This is a genomic window from Nostoc sp. (genome assembly GCF_036917195.1).
GTDB lineage: Bacteria > Cyanobacteriota > Cyanobacteriia > Cyanobacteriales > Nostocaceae > Nostoc.
Window position 1 is genome coordinate 56,894 of sequence record NZ_JBALDG010000016.1, and the last position, 20,979, is coordinate 77,872.

General features: G+C 42.2%; 20 protein-coding genes and 3 pseudogenes. 16 read left to right on the forward strand and 7 right to left on the reverse strand.

The window, feature by feature from the left end:
• Window positions 1-35 precede the first annotated feature (35 nt).
• From rpsK to prfA, 9 genes are all read left to right on the forward strand, one after another.
• Window positions 36-431: a 30S ribosomal protein S11 gene (gene rpsK / locus V7K40_RS05370; protein WP_010998331.1), complete on the forward strand. Its 396-nt coding sequence runs from the start codon at window positions 36-38 to the stop codon at window positions 429-431.
• A 411-nt stretch (window positions 432-842) separates the two neighbouring features.
• Window positions 843-1,790, forward strand: a complete 948-nt coding sequence (locus V7K40_RS05375) for a DNA-directed RNA polymerase subunit alpha (RefSeq protein ID WP_334957402.1) — start codon at window positions 843-845, stop codon at window positions 1,788-1,790.
• A 32-nt stretch (window positions 1,791-1,822) separates the two neighbouring features.
• Complete coding sequence (gene rplQ / locus V7K40_RS05380) at window positions 1,823-2,173, forward strand: 50S ribosomal protein L17 (protein WP_334957404.1); 351 nt, start codon at window positions 1,823-1,825, stop codon at window positions 2,171-2,173.
• A gap of 52 nt (window positions 2,174-2,225) precedes the next feature.
• Window positions 2,226-3,074, forward strand: a complete 849-nt coding sequence (gene truA, locus V7K40_RS05385) for a tRNA pseudouridine(38-40) synthase TruA (RefSeq protein WP_334957406.1) — start codon at window positions 2,226-2,228, stop codon at window positions 3,072-3,074.
• Window positions 3,075-3,207: 133 nt separating this feature from the next.
• Entirely contained in the window at window positions 3,208-3,333 is a 126-nt protein-coding gene (locus tag V7K40_RS05390; RefSeq protein ID WP_334957408.1) for a hypothetical protein, read from the forward strand.
• 9 nt (window positions 3,334-3,342) lie between these two features.
• Window positions 3,343-3,798: a 50S ribosomal protein L13 gene (gene rplM, locus V7K40_RS05395; RefSeq protein WP_334957437.1), complete on the forward strand. Its 456-nt coding sequence runs from the start codon at window positions 3,343-3,345 to the stop codon at window positions 3,796-3,798.
• Entirely contained in the window at window positions 3,798-4,214 is a 417-nt protein-coding gene (gene rpsI, locus V7K40_RS05400) for a 30S ribosomal protein S9 (RefSeq protein ID WP_229460561.1), read from the forward strand. The genes rplM and rpsI overlap by 1 nt, the downstream gene beginning before the upstream one ends.
• Window positions 4,215-4,340: 126 nt before the next feature.
• Window positions 4,341-4,583, forward strand: coding sequence for a 50S ribosomal protein L31 (gene rpmE, locus V7K40_RS05405; RefSeq protein WP_273765764.1), 243 nt, complete (start codon window positions 4,341-4,343; stop codon window positions 4,581-4,583).
• A gap of 104 nt (window positions 4,584-4,687) precedes the next feature.
• A complete protein-coding gene (gene prfA / locus V7K40_RS05410; RefSeq protein WP_334957410.1) occupies window positions 4,688-5,785 on the forward strand; it encodes a peptide chain release factor 1 in 1,098 nt (365 codons plus the stop codon).
• Between the two features lie 9 nt (window positions 5,786-5,794).
• Here the strand turns inward: prfA and V7K40_RS05415 are convergent.
• Window positions 5,795-6,242, reverse strand: a pseudogene (locus tag V7K40_RS05415) (hypothetical protein).
• A gap of 193 nt (window positions 6,243-6,435) precedes the next feature.
• On the opposite strand from V7K40_RS05415, the pseudogene V7K40_RS05420 reads away from it, so the two are divergent.
• Window positions 6,436-6,798: pseudogene (locus V7K40_RS05420) on the forward strand (helix-turn-helix transcriptional regulator).
• A 774-nt stretch (window positions 6,799-7,572) separates the two neighbouring features.
• Here V7K40_RS05420 and V7K40_RS05425 read toward each other — a convergent pair.
• Window positions 7,573-7,908, reverse strand: coding sequence for a hypothetical protein (locus V7K40_RS05425; protein ID WP_334957412.1), 336 nt, complete (start codon window positions 7,906-7,908; stop codon window positions 7,573-7,575).
• A gap of 133 nt (window positions 7,909-8,041) precedes the next feature.
• Window positions 8,042-8,316: pseudogene (locus tag V7K40_RS05430) on the reverse strand (zinc ABC transporter substrate-binding protein); the annotation flags it as partial.
• Window positions 8,317-8,826: 510 nt separating this feature from the next.
• Between V7K40_RS05430 and V7K40_RS05435 the strand changes: the two are divergent.
• Window positions 8,827-8,907 (forward strand): hypothetical protein, encoded by an 81-nt coding sequence (locus tag V7K40_RS05435; RefSeq protein ID WP_334957439.1) that lies wholly within the window; start codon window positions 8,827-8,829, stop codon window positions 8,905-8,907.
• A 258-nt stretch (window positions 8,908-9,165) separates the two neighbouring features.
• Window positions 9,166-9,951, forward strand: a complete 786-nt coding sequence (locus V7K40_RS05440; protein WP_334957414.1) for an HAD family hydrolase — start codon at window positions 9,166-9,168, stop codon at window positions 9,949-9,951.
• Between the two features lie 339 nt (window positions 9,952-10,290).
• Here the strand turns inward: V7K40_RS05440 and V7K40_RS05445 are convergent, their stop codons facing one another.
• Window positions 10,291-11,193 (reverse strand): alpha/beta hydrolase, encoded by a 903-nt coding sequence (locus V7K40_RS05445; protein WP_334957416.1) that lies wholly within the window; start codon window positions 11,191-11,193, stop codon window positions 10,291-10,293.
• Window positions 11,194-11,649: 456 nt separating this feature from the next.
• Window positions 11,650-13,368 carry a DNA mismatch repair endonuclease MutL gene (gene mutL / locus V7K40_RS05450; RefSeq protein WP_334957418.1) on the reverse strand — a complete coding sequence of 573 codons (1,719 nt, stop codon included), beginning with the start codon at window positions 13,366-13,368 and terminating at the stop codon, window positions 11,650-11,652.
• Between the two features lie 893 nt (window positions 13,369-14,261).
• Here mutL and V7K40_RS05455 point away from each other — a divergent pair.
• The gene (locus tag V7K40_RS05455; RefSeq protein ID WP_334957421.1) at window positions 14,262-15,455 is read left to right on the forward strand and encodes a glycosyltransferase family 4 protein; all 1,194 of its coding nucleotides are present in this window, start codon (window positions 14,262-14,264) and stop codon (window positions 15,453-15,455) included.
• Between the two features lie 376 nt (window positions 15,456-15,831).
• Here the strand turns inward: V7K40_RS05455 and V7K40_RS05460 are convergent, their stop codons facing one another.
• On the reverse strand, window positions 15,832-16,881 hold the full coding sequence (locus tag V7K40_RS05460) for an adenosine deaminase (protein ID WP_334957441.1): 1,050 nt from the start codon (window positions 16,879-16,881) through the stop codon (window positions 15,832-15,834).
• A 198-nt stretch (window positions 16,882-17,079) separates the two neighbouring features.
• Between V7K40_RS05460 and V7K40_RS05465 the strand changes: the two genes are divergently transcribed.
• From V7K40_RS05465 to V7K40_RS05475, 3 genes are all read left to right on the forward strand, one after another.
• Window positions 17,080-18,255, forward strand: a complete 1,176-nt coding sequence (locus V7K40_RS05465; protein WP_334957423.1) for a DNA double-strand break repair nuclease NurA — start codon at window positions 17,080-17,082, stop codon at window positions 18,253-18,255.
• A 539-nt stretch (window positions 18,256-18,794) separates the two neighbouring features.
• Complete coding sequence (locus V7K40_RS05470; protein ID WP_334957425.1) at window positions 18,795-18,998, forward strand: IS630 transposase-related protein; 204 nt, start codon at window positions 18,795-18,797, stop codon at window positions 18,996-18,998.
• 220 nt (window positions 18,999-19,218) lie between these two features.
• Window positions 19,219-19,605, forward strand: a complete 387-nt coding sequence (locus V7K40_RS05475) for a transposase (protein ID WP_334957427.1) — start codon at window positions 19,219-19,221, stop codon at window positions 19,603-19,605.
• Between the two features lie 339 nt (window positions 19,606-19,944).
• On the opposite strand, the gene nadC is transcribed toward V7K40_RS05475, so the two are convergent.
• On the reverse strand, window positions 19,945-20,808 hold the full coding sequence (gene nadC, locus V7K40_RS05480; RefSeq protein ID WP_334957429.1) for a carboxylating nicotinate-nucleotide diphosphorylase: 864 nt from the start codon (window positions 20,806-20,808) through the stop codon (window positions 19,945-19,947).
• Window positions 20,809-20,979 lie beyond the last annotated feature (171 nt).

Consider the following 20,979-nt stretch of genomic DNA (forward strand, 5'->3'; position numbering starts at 1 on the left):
CAGAGCAAGTTTTACCTTAAATCAACTAAACAAGTATGGCGAGACAACCAACTAAAAAATCCGGGAGCAAAAAGCAGAAGCGGAACGTACCTAATGGGATGGCCTACATTCAGTCTACTTTCAACAATAGCATTGTCACCATTACCGATCAAAATGGCGATGTCATCTCTTGGGCTAGTGCTGGTTCTAGCGGTTTTAAGGGAGCAAAAAAGGGAACTCCCTTTGCAGCGCAAACCGCTGCTGAAAGTGCAGCCCGTAGAGCCATTGATCAAGGAATGCGCCAGATTGAGGTCATGGTCAGTGGGCCAGGAGCAGGTAGAGAAACCGCTATCCGGGCACTTCAAGGAGCAGGACTGGAAATTACACTCATTCGGGATATTACCCCCATTCCTCACAATGGTTGTCGTCCACCTAAGCGCCGTCGAGTTTAAACACCAAGACTTGGGCAGTGAAGACGAGAAGTTACAGCCAAACCAAGTAAAGTTACTTGCAGTGACAGCTTGGGCGTCTAACGTGCACACTGTCATTGGGTGAAACCTTGGGCGACCAGAAGCGCGTCAGATTTTCCCACCGGGAAAGCTGTTAAACTTCGGGCTACCCAAAATATTATCAATCAATTTTGGATTTTAGATTTGCGATTTTAGATTGAACCCAACTACAAGGGTACAGGGCCTCGTGGATTTTAAGTTGATGATTTAAGATTTGTTGTGCCTACAAGAGGCGGAGCATGAACCAAAGAAGCACAATCCAAAATCCAAAATCCAAAATCGAAAATTGGCAGTCAATTCGGGAGGCAATTGATTTGTCTGCTAGCAGCACCTTAGAAAAAGGGAGGCTCATCTGTGGCGCAGTTTCAGATTGAATGTGTAGAGTCGAATACTGATGAAAGTCGGAACCATTACAGTAAATTTGTTCTGGAACCTCTAGATCGTGGTCAAGGAACAACGGTTGGCAACGCACTGCGGCGGGTTTTACTGTCCAACCTAGAAGGTACAGCAGTTACAGCAGTGCGGATTGCAGGCGTTTCACACGAGTTTGCTACAGTTTCGGGTGTGCGGGAAGATGTACTGGAAATCCTCATGAAAATGAAGGAAGTAATCCTAAAAAACTATTCCTCGCAACCCCAAATTGGTAGATTACTTGTTAACGGTCCAGCAACTATCACTGCGGCGCATTTTGATTTACCTAGTGAAGTTGAAGTCATCGATCCGACCCAGTATGTAGCCACCCTAGCTGAGGGAGGAAAACTGGAAATGGAATTTCGGATCGAAAAAGGCAAAGGCTATCGCACCGTAGAGCGAGGACGTGAAGAAGCCACATCGTTGGACTTTCTCCAAATCGACTCAATATTTATGCCAGTGCGAAAAGTCAACTATAGTGTTGAAGAATCTCGTGGGGAAGGCTTGAGCCCAAAAGACCGACTACTGTTGGAAGTTTGGACAAATGGCAGTATTTCCCCCCAAGAAGCACTATCCTCGGCCGCTGGAATTTTGGTAGATTTATTCAACCCGTTGAAAGACATCTCCCTGGAACCAACAGACACAGGTTCACATATTCCAGACGACCCAACAGCCCAGATACCGATCGAAGAGTTGCAACTCTCTGTGCGGGCATATAACTGTCTCAAACGGGCACAAGTTAACTCTGTGGCAGATTTGTTGGATTATACCCAAGAAGACCTCTTAGAAATTAAGAACTTTGGTCAGAAGTCAGCAGAAGAGGTCGTGGAAGCTTTGCAGCGACGCTTGGGCATCACCCTGCCAATGGAAAGGGGCTCTAAACATCCTTAAGAAAAACTGTTCATAATTCATAGTGCATAATTATGCGTCACCGTTGTCGCGTCAAAAAACTCAGTAAACCAGCTGATCAGCGCCGTGCTTTAATGCGATCGCTCGCCACCGAGCTGATCCGTCATGGTAAGATCACCACCACTTTAATTAGAGCGAAAGTTCTGCGAGGTGAAGTGGAAAAAATGATTACTCTAGCTAAAAATGGCTCCCTGGCAGCACGCCGCGAAGCCCTTGGCTATATCTTCGACAAACAACTGGTTCACGCTCTATTTGAGCAAGCTCCTACTCGATATGGTGCTCGTCAGGGCGGTTATACCCGCATCCTGCATACCGTACCGCGTCGGGGTGATAATGCAAAAATGGCAATAATTGAATTGGTTTAAGTCATTCGTCATTAGTCATTAGTAACGACAAAAGACAAATGACAAAATCTGTATGTTAGAAAGCCACCAGCCTACACAAACTCATCGAGTAGCCTTGGTAATCCAATACCTGGGCACTCATTTTCATGGCTGGCAACGGCAAAAAAAACAGCGGACAGTTCAAGAAGAGATAGAAAGAGCGATCGCTACTATTCTTGGGCATCATGCAACATTACACGGTGCGGGGCGAACCGATTCTGGAGTCCACGCTGCTGCTCAAGTAGCCCATTTTGAAGCAACAGGTTTAATTCCGGCTCACAAGTGGGCAACAATCCTCAACAGCTATCTGCCGCCAGATATATTAATTAGGGCTTCAGCTAGTGTAGATAACCGTTGGCACGCTCGCTTTAGTGCAGCCTATCGACGGTATCGCTACACAATATACACTGAAGATCGCCTTAACTTGTTTGTAAGACCCTTCAGTTGGCATTATTATTATGCACCCCTGGATGAATCTTTAATTCAAGCTGCCCTAAAACCTCTGTTAGGAAAGCATCACTTAGCTGCTTTTCACCGTGCAGGCTCAAAGCGATCGCATTCCTGGGTAGAGGTGCAAGCAGCAGAGTGTCGTCGCAGTGGGCCATTTATCCATATTGAAATACAGGCAGATGGATTTTTGTATGGCATGATCCGGCTGTTGGTAGGGATGCTGGTACAAGTAGGTTCTGGACAACGGACACTTTCTAGCTTCACCGAACTCTGGAAAGAACAACGTCGGGAAGAAGTAAAACACGCCGCACCGCCCCAAGGCTTGTGCTTGTTGCGAGTCGGTTATCCAGATTTTCCTTTTCCAAAAGAGATTTGGTACGACACCTTGCCAAAGTTCGTCACTAGTCAAGAGTCATTAGTCATTGGTTTTTAGTAACGACAAATGACAAAGGACAAATGACTAATGACAAATTACCCTCCGGGTAACGCTTCTACGTTGCTATCGCCAGTTGCTCATAGGGAGCCACTGCGGTCTTGGGGTCTCCCCAAGTGAAGCAAGAAGTGGCGTGGAAACCCCCTACAGCCCTTCCCTAACGGGACGCCTTGCGGCGAACGGGCATCCTACGGCAGGCGTTAGCCTCTCACGAATGGGAGAAGACCGCACTGGCTCAAAAATGACAAAGGACAAATGACAAATGACAATTAGTAAAACATACCTTCCTTCTCAAGCGTCCCTTGAGCGTGAGTGGTACATAGTAGATGCCACCGATAAACGCCTCGGTCGCCTCGCCAGTGAAATCGCCCAGGTTTTAAGAGGTAAAAATAAACCCGAATATACACCCCACTTAGATACAGGTGACTTCGTAATCGTCATCAATGCCGAGAAAGTAGCAGTCACAGGCAAAAAGCGCACTCAAAAGCTTTACCGTCGCCATTCTGGTCGTCCTGGTGGGATGAAAACGGAAACTTTCGCTAAACTGCAACAGCGCATCCCAGAGCGGATTTTAGAACAGGCTGTTAAAGGTATGCTACCTAAAAATAGCCTGGGTAAGCAGTTGTTCACTAAGCTAAAAGTGTACGCTGGGCCCACGCATCCCCATGATGCTCAAAAACCTAAAGAACTACGAATTAGTACAATTCCTGGAGAAGAAAATTAATGGTAGTAGCAGACGCCAATAGCGGTCGCGCCGTATACTGGGGTACTGGTCGTCGTAAGAACGCAGTAGCAAGAGTCCGCTTGGTTCCAGGCACTGGTCAACTGACTGTGAACGGTAAAGATGGAAACTTGTATTTTCAATTCAATGCCAACTACCTGGGAGTCATCAAAGCACCCCTGGAAACTCTGGGACTAGAAAACGAATATGACATTTTGGTGAAAGCAGAAGGTGGCGGCTTGACCGGACAGGCTGATTCTGTTCGCTTGGGAGTTGCTCGTGCTTTGTGCCAACTAGACCCAGACAACCGCCCACCTTTGAAAACCGAAGGTTACCTGACTCGTGATCCGAGGGCAAAAGAGCGGAAAAAATATGGTTTACATAAAGCCCGGAAAGCACCTCAGTACTCTAAGCGTTAGGGCATTGGGCATAGGGAATTGGGCATTGGTAAAAGTCCGTTGTTTATATCTTTGCCAGTCCCCAATCCCTAGCTCCAATTGAAACCTGAAAGTTATAATTGATATAGATTCATCACAAAAAAAACAATGGCTAAATCTGATATTCACCCTAAGTGGTATCCAGATGCTAAAGTTTACTGCAATGGTCAGGTTGTTATGACCATTGGCTCTACCAAGCCAGAATTGCACGTAGATGTTTGGTCTGGAAATCACCCATTTTACACCGGTACTCAGAAGATTATTGACACTGAGGGTAGAGTAGAGCGCTTCCTCCGCAAGTACGGCATGAGCAGCACTCAAACATCTGGCGACGAACAAAAGAAAAAGTAGCGGGTTGGCTCTGCTGTTAACGACGGCCCTGCATCAGCTGGGTCGATTGTCATTTATATGCTCGAGCCAATTTGTTATTTTTTTAAGGAGCGATCGCACTCGTCATGGCTGAATCATACTTACTGGATAAACTAAAATCCGTTGAACAAACCTTTAATGAATTAACACGTCGTCTTGGCGACCCCGATACCGCAAGCAACCCTGATGAGTATCAACAAATTGCTAAGTCTCGTTCTTCTTTGGAAGAGGTAGTTAATACCTATGAAACTTGGAAAACAGCCCAAGAAGACTTGAGTGGAGCGCGTCAGGTTTACAAAGAATCTGCGAGTGACCCAGAGTTGCAAGAAATGGCAGCATTGGAAGTAAAGGAACTTGAAGAAAAAATAGAATATTTAGAAACTCGCTTGAAAGTCTTACTGCTACCACGTGACCCTAATGATGAAAAGAATATCATGTTGGAAATTCGCGCTGGCACTGGTGGCGATGAAGCAAGTATTTGGGCTGGCGATTTGATGCGGATGTACACCCGCTATGCCCAGACTCAAGGTTGGAAAGTTTCTCTAGTGAGCGAATCTCTGGGAGAAATGGGTGGCTGGAAAGAGGTCATTCTAGAAATTAAAGGTAATGACGTTTATAGCCAGTTAAAGTTTGAAGCTGGAGTGCATCGTGTGCAGCGTGTACCAACAACTGAAGCTGGGGGACGGGTTCACACCTCTACAGCCACAGTAGCGATTATGCCAGAGGTGGATGATGTGGAAATCCACATTGACCCGAAAGATATTGAAATGACTACAGCTCGTTCTGGCGGTGCTGGTGGGCAAAACGTCAACAAGGTGGAAACAGCGGTTGACTTGATGCACAAACCAACGGGAATACGCATTTTCTGTACAGAAGAACGCAGCCAGTTGCAAAACAAAGAACGGGCGATGCAAATTCTGCGGGCGAAGTTGTATGACATCAAGTTAAGCGAACAACAGGAAGCTGTAACTTCTATGCGGCGATCGCAGGTTGGTACAGGATCGCGATCGGAAAAAATTCGCACCTACAATTATAAAGATAACCGCGCTACTGATCATCGGTTAGGTCAGAATTATTCTCTTAACCCTGTTCTGGAAGGTGATTTAGAGACGCTTATTCAATCTTGCATATCTCAAGACCAACAGGAACGTCTCGCGGAGTTAGCGACTTCTGCTGCTAACTAATTTTTGCTGTTAAAAACCCTGTAAAACCACTTGTTGTGCTGTTGCTTTTAACACATCAAGGTGGTTTTCTAAATATTGCATAAAGTGCATCTTCCATTTCACTGGGATAATGGTAATAAGCAAATTCGTACTTCATCACGTAATTTAGCTTCGCCCATTCTTTCAAGATTTGACAGACATAAATTAACTTCTCTGCTTCTTTTTGCCAACGTGCAAAAATCCGGTAGCTGAAGAAGCTGCTGCACACGTTGCCTTTTGCATCCCAGTAGGAAATACACACTTGATACTTCAGACGGTGGATTTTTTTGATTTGCTTTATGTCGTAGCCTTTGGCTTTCAAGGCTTCTCTTGCCTCAGTGTTTGAAATGTCCCACTGTTCTGGTTTAATTTTATTAGTGGCTATGAGGTTTTTACATTTGCGGCGATATTGGTTAATTTTGCCTGGCTTGGCAAACATGATCCACTCCTTATATTGTTAGTATTACTACCGATAACCTTATTAAAATTTTTATATCAATATTGCAAGTTTAATTGCAATGCTGCAACAATCATTTTAAATTGCCATTAGCAATGAAGCTTGTCAAGGTACAACTAAAGTTTTATATTTTTCTCACTAAACTTGTAAATACAGTTGGCTAGCTATATAAGCAGTGAACATCGAAAGTAGAGAAAAACTGATTGAAATCATCAAACTAGCTCGTGGTTCAATGAGCCAGCGAGCGTTTGGCAAGCTTTTGGGAGTTTCTGCTACTGCTGTTCAGTTGTGGGAAAAGGGTGTGAATGTGCCAGATACTGAATATTTAGCAAAAATCGCAGTGAGAGCGGGTTACACACTCCAGGAGTTACTTAGCTGTCTGGATGGAAAGCCAATTCCAGAAACCTCAGATTTGAGTCTGATTCTTAGACAAATCCAGCACATGCCTCTTAGCTAAGTGGCTCAAATTGTGCAAGCTGCGGCAGATAGATTGGCGGCTGTGGCTGAAGCGTCCGGGGATGAAGCAAAGGCCAGTTAAATTAGGAAAACGAATCGCAATGCTTATTGAAATCCTTCTTTGCAGGTTGTTTTACTAAATTATTATTTTTTATAAATAGCCTCAATTTAAGTCTGGGTAAACTTTGTAGCCTGTTGTTCAACAATTTTAGCGACGGCGTGCTTTTTCACATTATCTAAGTTAGAACCTTACTCACCCGCACCTTATAAAAATAGGATTGTTAGCAAAAGTGGCTGTTGTATTTGGTTGGGTAGTTTACCGCCGTAGGCATCGCTTCCAGCGGGGCATAGCCCATTTGGCAAGAGAAGTTGTAACTGTCAGTAGAAAAAACTTATCGTTGTAGTGGCAGCATAGCATTAGAAAATTTTGTTAGTTCAACGTCTACGAACAGCTATTGTATAACTTGGTCAGTGTGTTGCTTCTCGTAGACTCTTAACCAACCGAAAGTTATTATTTATATCTAGACTTGTGCGTAAATTTATAACCCAATCTTTACAAGGGTTACTAAGTTCGACTATATGTCTTGTGTGAATGTAGCAACAAGGCTTGGCATAGTTAATGATAGTTTAGAAACAAAAAATAGGATTTTAAAATTTTGAGCCTCAACATAATTTATTAGGCTGTACAATCCGCAAAAGCTATATAGGGGAAATATTAGGATTTACAAAGAGAAAATTTTATATCTTAATGTTTAGGCGAATTTAATTTTCCGACGGGTCTACTTGATCAAAGAAGACAGATACGGGAACGCAAAGAATAGAACTCTCCGTACCTCCGTATCTCTTCAATGAAAGACTACCACCAAACTCGATTTCCATTTTCATCAACTCGTGCTTCCCGAATCATGTCGGAAATCTCTTCAGCATCTTTAACGTGGTGGAGTGCCTTTTTTTCACCATCGGGTTCATCCACAACGAAATAAGTTGGGACTGTGATCCTTTCGCCTGTAATGTCTGGTACATCATCAACAGCTGCCTGTTGAGCTTTTTCTTCAACTGATTGAGACTCATCAACAATTCTATCTCCCGGATTTGCAGTTAAGTTTCTTTCGTTCACATCCGGTTTTTCACGAGTATGCGAATCTTCGCTCACTGGTTGATTAATTTGATTTTCTTGATTATTCTCAGTCATGGCTTTTTCAGGTATTCATAAAGATATACTCAAATATTATAAAAAATCGAAGGTATAAAGAATTCTTTCTCTAGAGAGATTTTGATATATTTGAGCGAAACACCTCTTAGGTTAGATATTCGCTCAGATGAATTTACTTCTTTAGCTGAAATAAAGAATATTTTCCCCAATGCTTTTATAATGCTGAGGGTATTCACCTCTACTATTTTGAGCTAGGAATTTTTTTCACTTACCTTTGTACCAATTGAATCAGAGTAAAGTTGATTTGGTACTAATTTCACTCCCTGCTTTTTGAGCAAAAGTTTTAATTAAAGCTGGGTTAATTGTAGTTTCAGCAAAAATTGCGGGAACACCTTTCTTTTTAATTAACTCAAACAATCTCTGAACTGTTTGAGCACTCAGTTGTTCGTAATTCTCACAAATCAAATAGAATTGCTGTATTTAGTCCTAGATGCGGTATTTTTACCATTAAATAACTTAAAACCAAAAAATAATTCTAACGCGATCGTGCCGTAGTATATTAGTAGACCTTTCTTGGGAAATCGGGTCATGGAAGAAAATTCTTCTACTAATGGTAAAATTCCAGCCAGGATAAAAACGCGCCGGAATTTTTTAACTTAGATGCTAGGTAGTACAGTCGCATCAGTAGCGATGGGATATCTATTTCCCAAAGTCAGCTAAGGTCGTGAGATAAATCTAGAAACCCTTTGCTCTCTTTATCCAAAGAATTCGCGCTGTCAAAATTATCTACCAGGATCTGTGGCACTGGACAAAGACAGCAAGGAAATTGAGGCTAATGCACTATTGACAACTGCAAAGCCCAGAATTCCGATTTTTGTAAAAGGCTTGTCAGACCATAGCGTTGATTATCTCATCATTTAAGACAGACCAAATATTGCTGAGTACGCTATCAATCCAATTTGTACTCATTTAGGATGTACAGTTGAGTGGGAGCTTGAGAAGAATCACTTTATTTGTCCTTGTCATGGATCTCAATAAGATTCTCAGGGTCGAGTCGTTCATGGACCTGCTAAACGTTCTTTACCACTGATCACTGTAGTAGTCAAGCAAAACCAAGTTCAGTTTAGTTGATCACAAACCTGCTGTAGATCCTCGTTAACCTACTAGTATCAAATCAGATTGGACAATGCCACCATACTTTTTGAGCAAGTCATAAATTATAAAAGACTAACAAAAATTACTGCATAATTTAAATTTGTCAGGTAAGCTGACAACAGCAGTTTCATCCTCAAAACAATGACCGCAAGTAGTCCTACAATTTTAGCCTTGGACTTTGATGGAGTGATTTGTGACGGACTAATTGAATATTTCGAGGTAGCGTGGCGCACCTACTGTCAAATTTGGTCGCCTGCTAACGACACACCACCAGATGATTTAGCTTTGAGATTCTATCGCCTGCGACCTGTAATTGAAACGGGTTGGGAATTGCCCGTTTTAATCAAAGCGTTGGTAGATAGAATTCCTGATGAGAAAATTCTTCATGAATGGGTAATCATCGCCCCGAAACTTTTGTTAAATGACAAGCTACAAGCAAGAGAAATTGGTGCAAAACTAGATAACCAACGGGATGAATGGATTACCACTGATTTAGACGGTTGGCTAAGTCTGCATAGATTTTACCCAGGTGTAGTAGAAAAACTAAAATTAACTCTTGACAGTGGAGTTAAACTATACATTGTGACAACTAAAGAAGGGCGTTTTGTACAGCAGTTGTTGCAACAAGAAGGAGTAAATTTACCAGCACCAGCAATTTTTGGGAAAGAAGTCAAGCGTCCCAAATACGAAATTATACAAGAATTAAAGCAGGCAGAAAAAGACAAGCTAGTTAGTCTGTGGTTTGTAGAAGATAGACTCAAGACATTGCAGTTAGTTCAACAGCAAATAGACCTTGAAGATGTGAAACTGTTTCTTGCAGACTGGGGCTATAATACCCAAGCAGATAGGGAAGCTGCCCAAAATGATCCGCGAATTCAGTTGTTATCATTGTCTCAATTTGCCAAAGATTTCTCTGCTTGGCTTTAATATATTAAATATGTTGTAATAATCTCTTGATGCTTTCACCCTAAAAGGGCTTGTCATTGCCCAGATGTTTGTAATACCATTTCACGAAAATCCTGATACAAATAATGCCTCCAAAATAAAATTCCAGCCAGCAATAGATTTAAGAGCAGTTAATTTATCTAACTGTTTCCAAACAGCTTATCTAACTCATCTAATGTCTGAAAATATTCCCATTTCAAAATTTTTTTAATTTCTTTCCATACCCAAAAGATGCAATATTGCATCTTGGAATGATTATCATTCTTTTAAACTGTATATTTTAATTTCTGGAAGTCCCTTAGAACGCAACAGGTGTGACCCTTAGCCGAGAAACTCCCGAATGCGATCCGCAATGAACTCGCTGGAGTCTTCGAGCGCGAAGTGACCGGTGTCCAAGAGGTGCAACTCTGCTGCCGGGATATCCCTTTTGTACGCTTGGGCTCCTTCGACAGTAAAGATAGGATCATTTTTTCCCCAAACTATCAGCATTCGCGGTTGTCGGTTGCGGAAGTACTCGTGCCAGCTGTCATAGAGCGCAACGTTCGATTGGTAGTTATGAAGCAGGTTGAGCTGGATGGCGTCATTACCGGAACGATCTAGAAAAACTTGATCGACCGTATAGGAATCAGGATTGATTCGTTTGGGATCTGTGACCCCGTGCGTGTATTGGAAAATAGTGGTTTCCTTGGTGAGCAATCCCCGGACTGGCTTTTCTGTCTCAGAATTACGATTGGCCCAGAACGGCTTCATCGGGTCAAAGGTTGCGCTGAGACCCTCTACATATGCATTGCCGTTCTGAACGACAATGCCCTCGATCGCTTCCTGGTGTCTTGAAGCGATTCGGTAGCCTACCGGTGCCCCGTAGTCCTGCACATAGATGCTGAATGTCTTCAGACCTAGAACGCCGAAGAGCAGTTCCTCTACGTGAGCCGCGAGATTGTCGAACGTGTATTCAAAGTCATTCGTACTCGGCGCATCACTGTAGCCGAAACCCACATAGTCTGGTGCAATCACATGGAACCGATCTGCTAGTTGCGGAATCAGATCCCGGAACATATGCGAAGAGCTGGGGAAGCCATGCAGGAGCACGATGGTTGACGCGTTCTTAGAACCCGCCTCGCGATAGAAAAGCTTTTGGCCCCGTATGGTGGCGTGATTATAAGTCGTCATGACAGTGTGTGTCCACTCTTGATTGAGTTCATCTGGAGCCTGGATAGCGATCATGGAGCACATCCTGGCTTCACAATTGTAGAATAGTAAGACATTGGCTACAATACGGTTTGGTTAAGGTCTAAGCAGTATTGAGGATAGAAAAAGTAAGTGTTTCTAGTTTGACTCGTTGGTTTTTATGTATTGGTTTTTTGGAGGGAAATTTAGCTCTAGTTTTTTAACTACACGGAGGTTACTTCTACCTTCAGGTTCTGGGATCTGCTCATCCAAAATTTCTCTTACAAGCCAGGTGAAAAAGAAGGAAATTCTTCCAGTTGGAGCCGCTGAAATTTGGGAACAGCGCGACGGATGATATTCAGTGTGCCAGTAAAACTTAAACATCTTTGATATGGCTGACCCAGAATGCCTAATGGACATTAATTTGTTAAAAATGACATTAATCTGTTAACAGTGACAAATAATTAGTTAATCTACAATTTTTACACCTCTTGTAATCTGTCACCAAAAATATTAAATTCCATGACTTTTACCAATTACCCAATTACGCCTGAAAAACCGGGCTAAAGCTGATTCTTCTAAGGATAGATAAATTGGGCGTCCGTGGGGACAGGTGCGAGGGTTGCGAGTGCGTTGCCAATTATCTAAAAGTGTTTGCATTTCTTGTTGATTCATAGGTGTACCGTTACGAATGGCACTGCGACAGGCGACAGCTACTTGGGCTGTTTGTAAGTCGCCTCCCCAACTAAGTTCTAAAATTGCTTCTGCACAGTCGTCTCGCTGCTGTAAAGGTGCGGGTATGTTACGGACTGCCCAAAGTTGTTCGCCAAAGGGTTCTATTTCTAAACCGATGCGTTGCAGTTGCGATACTTGCGCTGGCGACAATTGATAAAGAATGATTGCCGGTTCGACGGAAACTAGTAGCCAATTATCACACAATTGCTCATACAAAACTCGTTCATGGGCAATGTGCTGTTCTACTAACCACATACCACCTGGATGTTCTGCCACAATATAAGTGTTGCTAACTTGAGCGACAGCCTTCAAGGAGTTAGGATTTTTGTAATCTTTGTTGGGATTTTGAGGATTGAAATTGTAGCCGCCTTTGGCTTCTGCGGCTTTGAGTAATTTACTAACTCGTGTTGTGTGAACAGCTTCTTTGAGATTGGTAGAAGAGATGCTGAGTGCTTGGTTAATTGCTTGGGTAATTTGCTCTTGCCAATAAATGATTTCGTTAAGATAAATTTCTGTTTTTGCTGGATTGCGATTCCAGTTAATTTGATCGGGAGAAATGGCAAGATGTAAGAAACAAATTGGATAGCGATCGCGTGGTAATGTTCTGTGAAATGCAGATAATATCGTTTGCTCTAGTTCCGGTGTCTTAATCATCCGTCCGTTAATGGCTACACGTACCCAATCTGGACGATGACGATGACAGCGATCAGGTAATCCTACCACTAAGTTTAGTGAGTAGCGAGGAGAGACGCGATTAATCGCGTCTGTACAGGAGTGAAGAGTTAGGAGTGAGGAGTTTGGCGGGTTGGGGAGTTCTAATTTCACTTCTTGCAAATCACCTTGGCGCACCTGCGGTAAAATCTGCGGTAGCAGTTGCCCAGTTGTAGCAGCCGGACAGATGGTGAACCATTGACGGTCATTTTGCCAAATCTGCCAGGTAACGTGGGGATGACATAGGGCGATTTGGTGAATTGTCGCTTGCACAGCTTTCATTTGCTGTGCTGCTGTTGGCAATCCCTGACGACGAGATGAGCAATTAGCGAAAAGATGAGAAACTGTAACCACTGTACCAGGTGCGATCGCAGTTACTTCAACTTGCACAACTTCCCCGCCATTGCCATAGCTAATCCGCCATCCTAATTTTCCACCCACAGTCCGACTTAAAATTTCCAAATTTGCCAGAGTCGTTAAACTGTGTAACGCCTCACCACGAAACCCTAAACTGTTAATTTTCCATAAATCGGCACTAGAGCGAATTTTACTGGTGCTATGGGCTGTGGCTGCTTGTTGCAAATCATCTAGGTTCATTCCACAACCATTATCTGCCACACGAATTCGCCATTGCTGCGGCCAGAGAGAAACCACAATTCGGGTTGCACCTGCGTCTAGGGAATTTTCTATTAATTCCCGCACCACAGAAGCTAAAGAGTCGATTACCTCACCAGCTGTAATGAGATATACGACTTCTGTTGGTAGAGCTTGAATAGTAGATGCCATAAATTATAGTTTATAGCTTCTGGGTGCAGGGGAAGTGGGGGAGATGAAGAAGTTGAGGGAGATGAAGAGGCGAATTTACAAGAAATTTTGATGAATTGCCAATAAAACTCAATTAAAAGGCGATTTTTGGTAAATTGCTTTTGGCATTCTCAGCGAGAAAAGCTTATGAGTAATAATTTAGTTGCTGATGTCATGATTTCAAGGCCCGTTTGCAATGGCGTCAACCAGGTTTTACAACTATCGTCATATCAAACATACTGAAAAATGTACAAAGTTAAATGCTTGACCCTTCCTGAATTTGGATTGGGGTGATTTGTAAAAATATTTGCAAAAAGCGATCCCAAGATAAAACCTAAAGATTTTACTGTACAATAACAAAAGTTTCCGGTATTTAATGGTCTATTTTTCTTTGAAATAAAAAACTGATAAATACATTTAAGAAGATGTTTTAAAAGTGCTATTGTCGGTATAAAAACGTTCTGTATCCTCCTAAATACTCCTTAAAAATGGGGACTTTGATTCAGGTTACCCCCTTTTTTGGGGGGTTAGGGAGGATAAGGAAGTGCTTAAAATCACAGCCAAATATTTTTAAAACATCCTCTAATAAGAATTTACTTATATGATCAAGTCTTAGTTGATTTAGCAGCAGATTTAGAAAAATTTTCATCCTTAACCGGAAGCCTATTTCGAGAATTACAAACAGAAGGTATTCCCACAGCGTTCACTCCTTGAAAAAATTTCCAACCGCATCGGTAAGTTCGTGAGATATCTCTATTTTTTAGTCTGGTTGCGAGTTCCGATATTAAAGGATTTTGCTTTTTACTATAGGTAAAAAATTAAGTTTTTACAGAAAGCGTCTTTGCTTGCCAATTAGAAAGGAGTGTCTCATTAAAATGAAAACTAAGTTAAAGATATCGCTACTTGTATGGAACTTATCTACTAATGATGGTTTTATTCGGGCATATTTGTTAAAATCAGCATTCCAAAAGCTGGGTTATGAAGTAGAAATATTAGGATTTTTATTTAACAAAGATATATATGCTGCTATTCCATCTGATACTAAAATTTTCGCTATAAAAGGTGAAAATTACCCGAAGTTTTTTCAGGCAGTCAACAAACTTTTAAAACATATTGATGGAGATATAATTTATGCAATTAAACCACAGATAGCTAGTTTTGGAGTAGCACTGTTAAAGAGCTTATGCAGCAGAAAACCAGTGATTTTAGACATAGATGATTGGGAACTTAGCTGGCATGGTGGTGATAACTGGCGTTATTGTCCAACACTAAAACAATTAGCTAGGGATTTATTGAAATCAAACGGCGCACTCAGGAGTCCATATCATCCTTTGTACGTTAAATGGATGGAAAGTTTCATAAATCATGCAGATGCTGTGACGGTGCATACTAAATTTTTGCAGCAGCGTTTTGGTGGTATATTAATTCCTAATGGCAAGGATACCTCCTTATTTGACCCGGCTCGATATAATCCTGATTCCAGTAGAAGTCGCTATGGTTTATCTGAATACCGAATTTTAATGTTTCCTGGCGCACCTAGACCTTATAAAGGTTTAGAAGATGTTCTCATAGCGCTAGATAAAATTAATCAGCCAGACTTAAGATTAGTGATTGTAGGTGGCAGTCCTTACGATAATTATGATCAACAACTTCAACAACGTTGGGGGCGCTGGATTATCAAACTACCAAACTATCCAGCTGATGCCATGCCAGATATTGTTGCTGCTGCTCACATTATTGTCGTTCCCCAGCGAGATACTCCAGAAACTCGCGCTCAATTTCCTTTGAAGTTGACTGATGGAATGGCAATGGCTAAACCTGTATTATCAACGCGCGTTGGAGATATTCCCGAAATTTTAGGTGATACTGGTTATTTAGTTGAGCCTTCTTGTCCTGAACAAATTGTTAAACAAATTCGATTGATATTTGAGAATTTCGAGTCAGCAAACCAGCGAGGTATTGAAGCCAGACAAAGATGTGTAGAACAATATAGTATAGAGGTTATGGCTTCTAGACTCGCGCCGCTAATTACTAATACCATGCGGCGTAAATATACATACCATTTTTAAGCCTTACGATTAACCAAATTTTAGTAGCTTTTAATGGTCTGCTTACTTCCACTAAGCTGTACTAGTATCGAGGCTCCAAGCTTCAGTCGCGAGCAACGCTCCAAAGTGAAGTACTAAAAATTCGGGGTATAAATCACCTATTTAATAGTGCGAACGCGGCTAAATAGTTTTTTCGCGACAACATCAGCGAAAAATTAACCACAAATAAACACCGATAAATTATCTGTGTGTACCTGTGGTTTAATCTTTAAAACATTGACTTTTGCAAGATATCTCTTGTGCATTACAGCTTTTTTTATGGGATCACAAAAAGGCACTGATTGCAACATTAATTAACATTAAATTACCTTACTTTCTGTTTATCTCTAGGTAGTGGTTAATTAGTATCTCTCATTGCCAAAACTTTAGGTGCTTCAGGTTTCAGCAATCCATTCAAAAGGGATGCAGGACGTTGACTATAAGGCCAAGCAAAAGCATGACAGAAAGCTGCATCTTGACAAGCTTGTAGTTGTTCAAAACTAATAATGTCGTAAGTCAAGAGATTTTCATATTCAAATGGCAAACGCATATTGTGCAACCCAGCATTATCAGTACAGATAGCGATATCGACCCCAGCATCAAAACAACGGTCAAAAACTAATTTGAGTTGACGTATATCTTGCAAAGTACCAGTTTTCAGGTAAGTTGTGGGACAAACCTCTAAACACTGTCCGCGTCTAGCTACATCATTAAGTAACTCTGGATACAGTAGGGGAATTTGGATGCCGTGACCGATTCGCATCAGATAAGGTAACAGTTCTGGGTAACAACCAGCAGTGGTTTCATATAGATGTCCCGTGGTGTTAACGCCCAGCGATCGCGCATAATTATATAAGCTAATCCATTCTTCTAAGCGATCAGCATAATAGCTATCACCCCCCGCTACATCTACTGCACAGACATACTGTTTATTTTGCGCTGCCAAATCAATAATCGCCTTGTTCACCTCATAGGGTAGGCGCGTGTGCATACAGAGAATTTGGCTAGTAACAATCGGATATTCTGGCTGGTGGCTGGCAAGTCTTACTACTTGCACAATTTCTGCCATCTTGTCAATTCTCTGTGATTGATTCAGATGCTCAGGTGTCCGCAAATAAGGAGTATAGCGCAGTTCCAGATAAGCCAAATTTTCAAAAATGTAAGCACCCCGCACCAAGCGATAGATAAAGTAAGGCAAAGTCTCCACAGTTTGCACGCTTTCTACCAGGGTGTGTAATTCTAGATACTCATCTAGGGTGTTGCGTGGGCGAGTGTAAAAATCTTCAAATTCTGAATAGTCAGTAAAGCGGGACATCAACTCCGAAGAATGTCGCTCGAAATATCCCCATAAAACTCGGGGTACGACTGAACCGCCCAAGTGCCTATGTAATTCAGCATATAAAGCCATAGTGGTATTTTTAGGAATAAATTTCACTAATTGTAACAAAAACATTGAGATATTTTAAAAATATAAGTAAATAATAAGAAATTAGAAAAACTCTTAACTCTGCAAATTTGAGATTTTAGATTTTAGATTTCTCCTTTAATCTAAAATCCCAAATTAAAAATCTAAAATTGAATGACTCCTAATTCAGCACTTACCTTTATGCTTGATCTGACAAAACTGGCGCGACAAATGCAGGGTTTAAGTCAGCATCTTACCTTAGAAGCTACTGCCAGTCGCCAGCGTTTAGAATTGGCGCAACAACATCTCAAAAATGCTTACGAGTTTCAACAAGATTTAATTGATCGCCAGGAAAAATGGCGCGATCGCATTCTCTTTGCTAATGCTACCCCAATTGAGCCGCTAGAAACTTACATTGATATCCCAGTTCCTCCAAAAATTCATACTGTCGTCGCTACTGATGGTTCGCAAATTGCCCCTAATCATCACGAAATTGCTTACTGTTATCTCCTGAATATCGGCAGAGTAGTCTTACACTACGGACAAAACCGCCATCCATTACTCGATAGTTTGCCAGAGGTATTTTATCGTCCGGAAGATTTATACACTTCTCGGCAATGGGGAATTAGAACTGAGGAATGGATGAGTTTTCGCCGCACTGCTTCAGAAACAACGGTGTTGGCAGAACTTGCATGTGCAGCAAAGGGGGAAGCACCAGCATTGGCAATGGTGGATGGTTCGTTAATTTACTGGTTTTTGGAACAATTGCCAATTGATGCACGCGATCGCATTTTACCCCCCATCTTGGAAGCTTGGCAGCAGATGCGTGATGCTCAAATTCCATTGATGGGCTATCTTAGTGCCTCTCGCAGCATTGAAACAATGAACTTTTTACGGTTGTTGGCTTGTCCCCATCCAGTACCAGACTGTAAAAGTTATTGCCCAAATCAGCTAGAAAAAGTAGCTTGTAAAGTTTTTGAACAGTTGCGGGATACTTCTATTTGGGCAACCCGACTCGAACCAGGACAACGCAGTACCCTATGGCGCAGTAATTCCCCCATTCTCGAACTCTACGGTGATCAAACCATTTACTTTTGCTATGTCCATGTTGGCACCGAAATCGCCCGGATCGAAGTTCCGGCATGGGTAGCGGAAAATGTAACCATGCTAGACCAAGCTTTGGGATTAATGCTGGCACAAGTACAAAAAGGATATGGCTACCCTGTAGCGATCGCAGAGGCCCATAATCAAGCAGTAGTAAAAGGTGGCGATAAAGCGCGTTTCTTTGCCCTCCTTGAACAACAAATGATTAAAGCTGGTCTAAAAAATGTCGGAACTTCTTACAAAGAAGCTAGAAAGCGGGGCAGTATTGCTTAGAGGATGTTTGCAAAGTATTATTGCTAACATCAAAACCTCAGAAACCTGACCCTCTGAGCAAGCCTTCTTTATCAGGGAATGGGGGTTTCAAAGCCTCTCCTACTTCGAGGAGAGGAATGGAAATAGGTTTTTTGGTATAATTTACGACTCTTAAAACATCCTCTAAGCTCGACTTTATCCAAAATGAGTACCTAAGTTTTCTTTATCTGGCAAAAACCCTAGCTTTTTAGCATAAACTTTTCCATGTCACTAGTTATTGTTGAACTTTATAAAGTAAAACTACTGTCCCACAAAGGTTTCACCTTCAGCGTAGGTGTTTCCAAAAAATGGATAAAGTCAAGCTTAGGGACTTCAAAGCAGAATGCGATCGCAACATTCCCTAAACACCAAAAAAACTAGAGAAATTGCTCATACAAAATTTAAGTATGTCAATGCTATAGGGCTGAGTTTAGAGCTTTTTCATGTCCAAACAACACTACTTTTGAGTTATAGTAGCCGCCATTACGGTTAGGACATAGAATAGAAAAGCCCTTCCACTTTTGCGTCCTATTTCTGTCATGCCCAAACCCTACAGCTACGACCTGCGCCAAAAAGTCATTGAGGCGATCAAACTCAATGGCATGAAGCGTTGTGAAGCCAGGGAACATTTTAACATTAGCCGCAACACCATTAATTTATGGTTGCGACGTAAGGCTAAGACAGGGGACTTCCAAGCTAAAGTAAGTGAATCGGGGCAAGAATAACAAGATCGTTGACTGGCAGAAGTTTCGAGCCTTTGCCGAAACCTATGGCGACAAAACCCAGGTGGGGATGGCTGAGTTGTGGGATGGAGAGATCAGCGCTGGCACAATATCACCTGCCTTGAAGAAGATTGGGTTTAGGCGAAAAAAAAGACCTACGGCTACCGTGAAAGAGATGAACAATTACGCCAAGCCTTTGTCGAACAGCTAGCCACCCTTAAGAATGAACAGATTGTTCACGCGGATGAGTCAGGTATTGGATCATCGAGACGACTATGGTTATGGTTACAGTCCTCAAAAAGAGCGCTTTCATGACCTGAAGTCGGGTCGCACAACAGGTCGAGTCAACATGATTTCTGCATGTATACAACAGCTGCCTTTCTTTGCCCGTTCACGATTGAAGGAGCTTGCAATCGAGAGGTATTTGAAACGAGGGAAAGAAACGTGCTTGATTCCCACCCTCAGACCAGGGCAGAAACTGGTGATTGACAATGCCACCTTTGATAAAGGCGGACGCATTGAGCAACTGGTTAGGGCTGTAGGCTGTGAGGTGTGGTACTTACCACCCTATTCACCAGACTTAAACCGGATTGAAAAATGCTGGTCGTGAAAAGCCGTATTCCCAAACAACTAGAGCATTTTGAAACACTGCCACAAGCCATGGAGCATATCCGAAATTTAGCGTCCTAACCAACCTGGCGGTTACTATACCACTAAATATTACAGTGTTTCATATCGAAAAGCCCAATGACTAAATTCCGCCAGATATTGATCTTTCTACCTTGCCAGGTACAGATGTGGTTTTTCGCATTCATGCACAGATTCAGATTGTCATTGCAAACTAATTGGTTGAACTCTGTGTCTCCAAGGAAGACATCGTTTTAGGCTTCGATCTTTCAAAAATGCGAAATTATAACGACTTTACAGTGAGATGATTCGCCTTATTTATTTAAAGTAGAATCTTCATACTCAAATCCAACCACTTCGACTGAGTAATCGGCGCACTGGTAGAAATATAGTCAACACCCGCCTCTGCTACACCGCGAATAGTTTCCAAAGTCACATTCCCCGAAGCTTCAATTTTCACCAAGCTATCCTGTTGGCGAATCAACTGCACCGCCTGACTCATCATATCCACAGGCATATTGTCCAACATAATAATGTCAGCGTTGTGCTGCAAAGCTTCTTTCACCTGTTCTAAACTTTCAGTCTCTACCTCTATTGTCAAGGGATAAGGTATCTGAGAACGAATACGGGTAACTGCTTCTCCAATTCCACCAGCCACCGCAATGTGATTATCCTTAATCATCACCGCATCATCCAACCCCATGCGGTGATTAATCGCCCCGCCCACAGCAGTCGCGTACTTTTCCAACAGTCTGAGTCCTGGTGTAGTTTTACGCGTATCCACCAACTGAGCAGGTAAATCGGCAATTTTCTCTACATATATATTAGTCAGCGTGGCAATCCCACTCAGGCGCATAGCTAAATTCAGAGCAACTCGTTCCCCCATCAGTAGCGCATCCAGCGAACCATGAATTTCAGCTACTACCTGTCCTTGCTCACACCATGCACCTTCAGCTGCAACCGCCACAAAGCTGATTTTTTCATTCAAAATCTGAAACACCCTAGCTGCAACTGTTAAGCCAGTAATTATCCCTGAAGCTTTAGCTATCCATTTAGCTGAGCCTAGCGTCACATCTTCTACTAGTAGCGTATTTGTTGTGCGATCGCCTCTACCAATATCCTCCAACAACCAGCCACGCAAAAGTGGATCTAAAACTAGCCAGGGCGGTAAAACAGCAGAATTCATCACAACTTTATTGCTTCCTTAGTGACTTCCAGGAATACTATAGCCTAAAGTCCTTACTCTCTAAGGCTTTGATATTGACTCAAAAGTAGTCCAAAATATTTTTGGAAAAATAGTTGACAAGCTTAAGGAGGTTCGCTATATTGAATAAGTGCCTGAAGCAAAGAGCTAAAT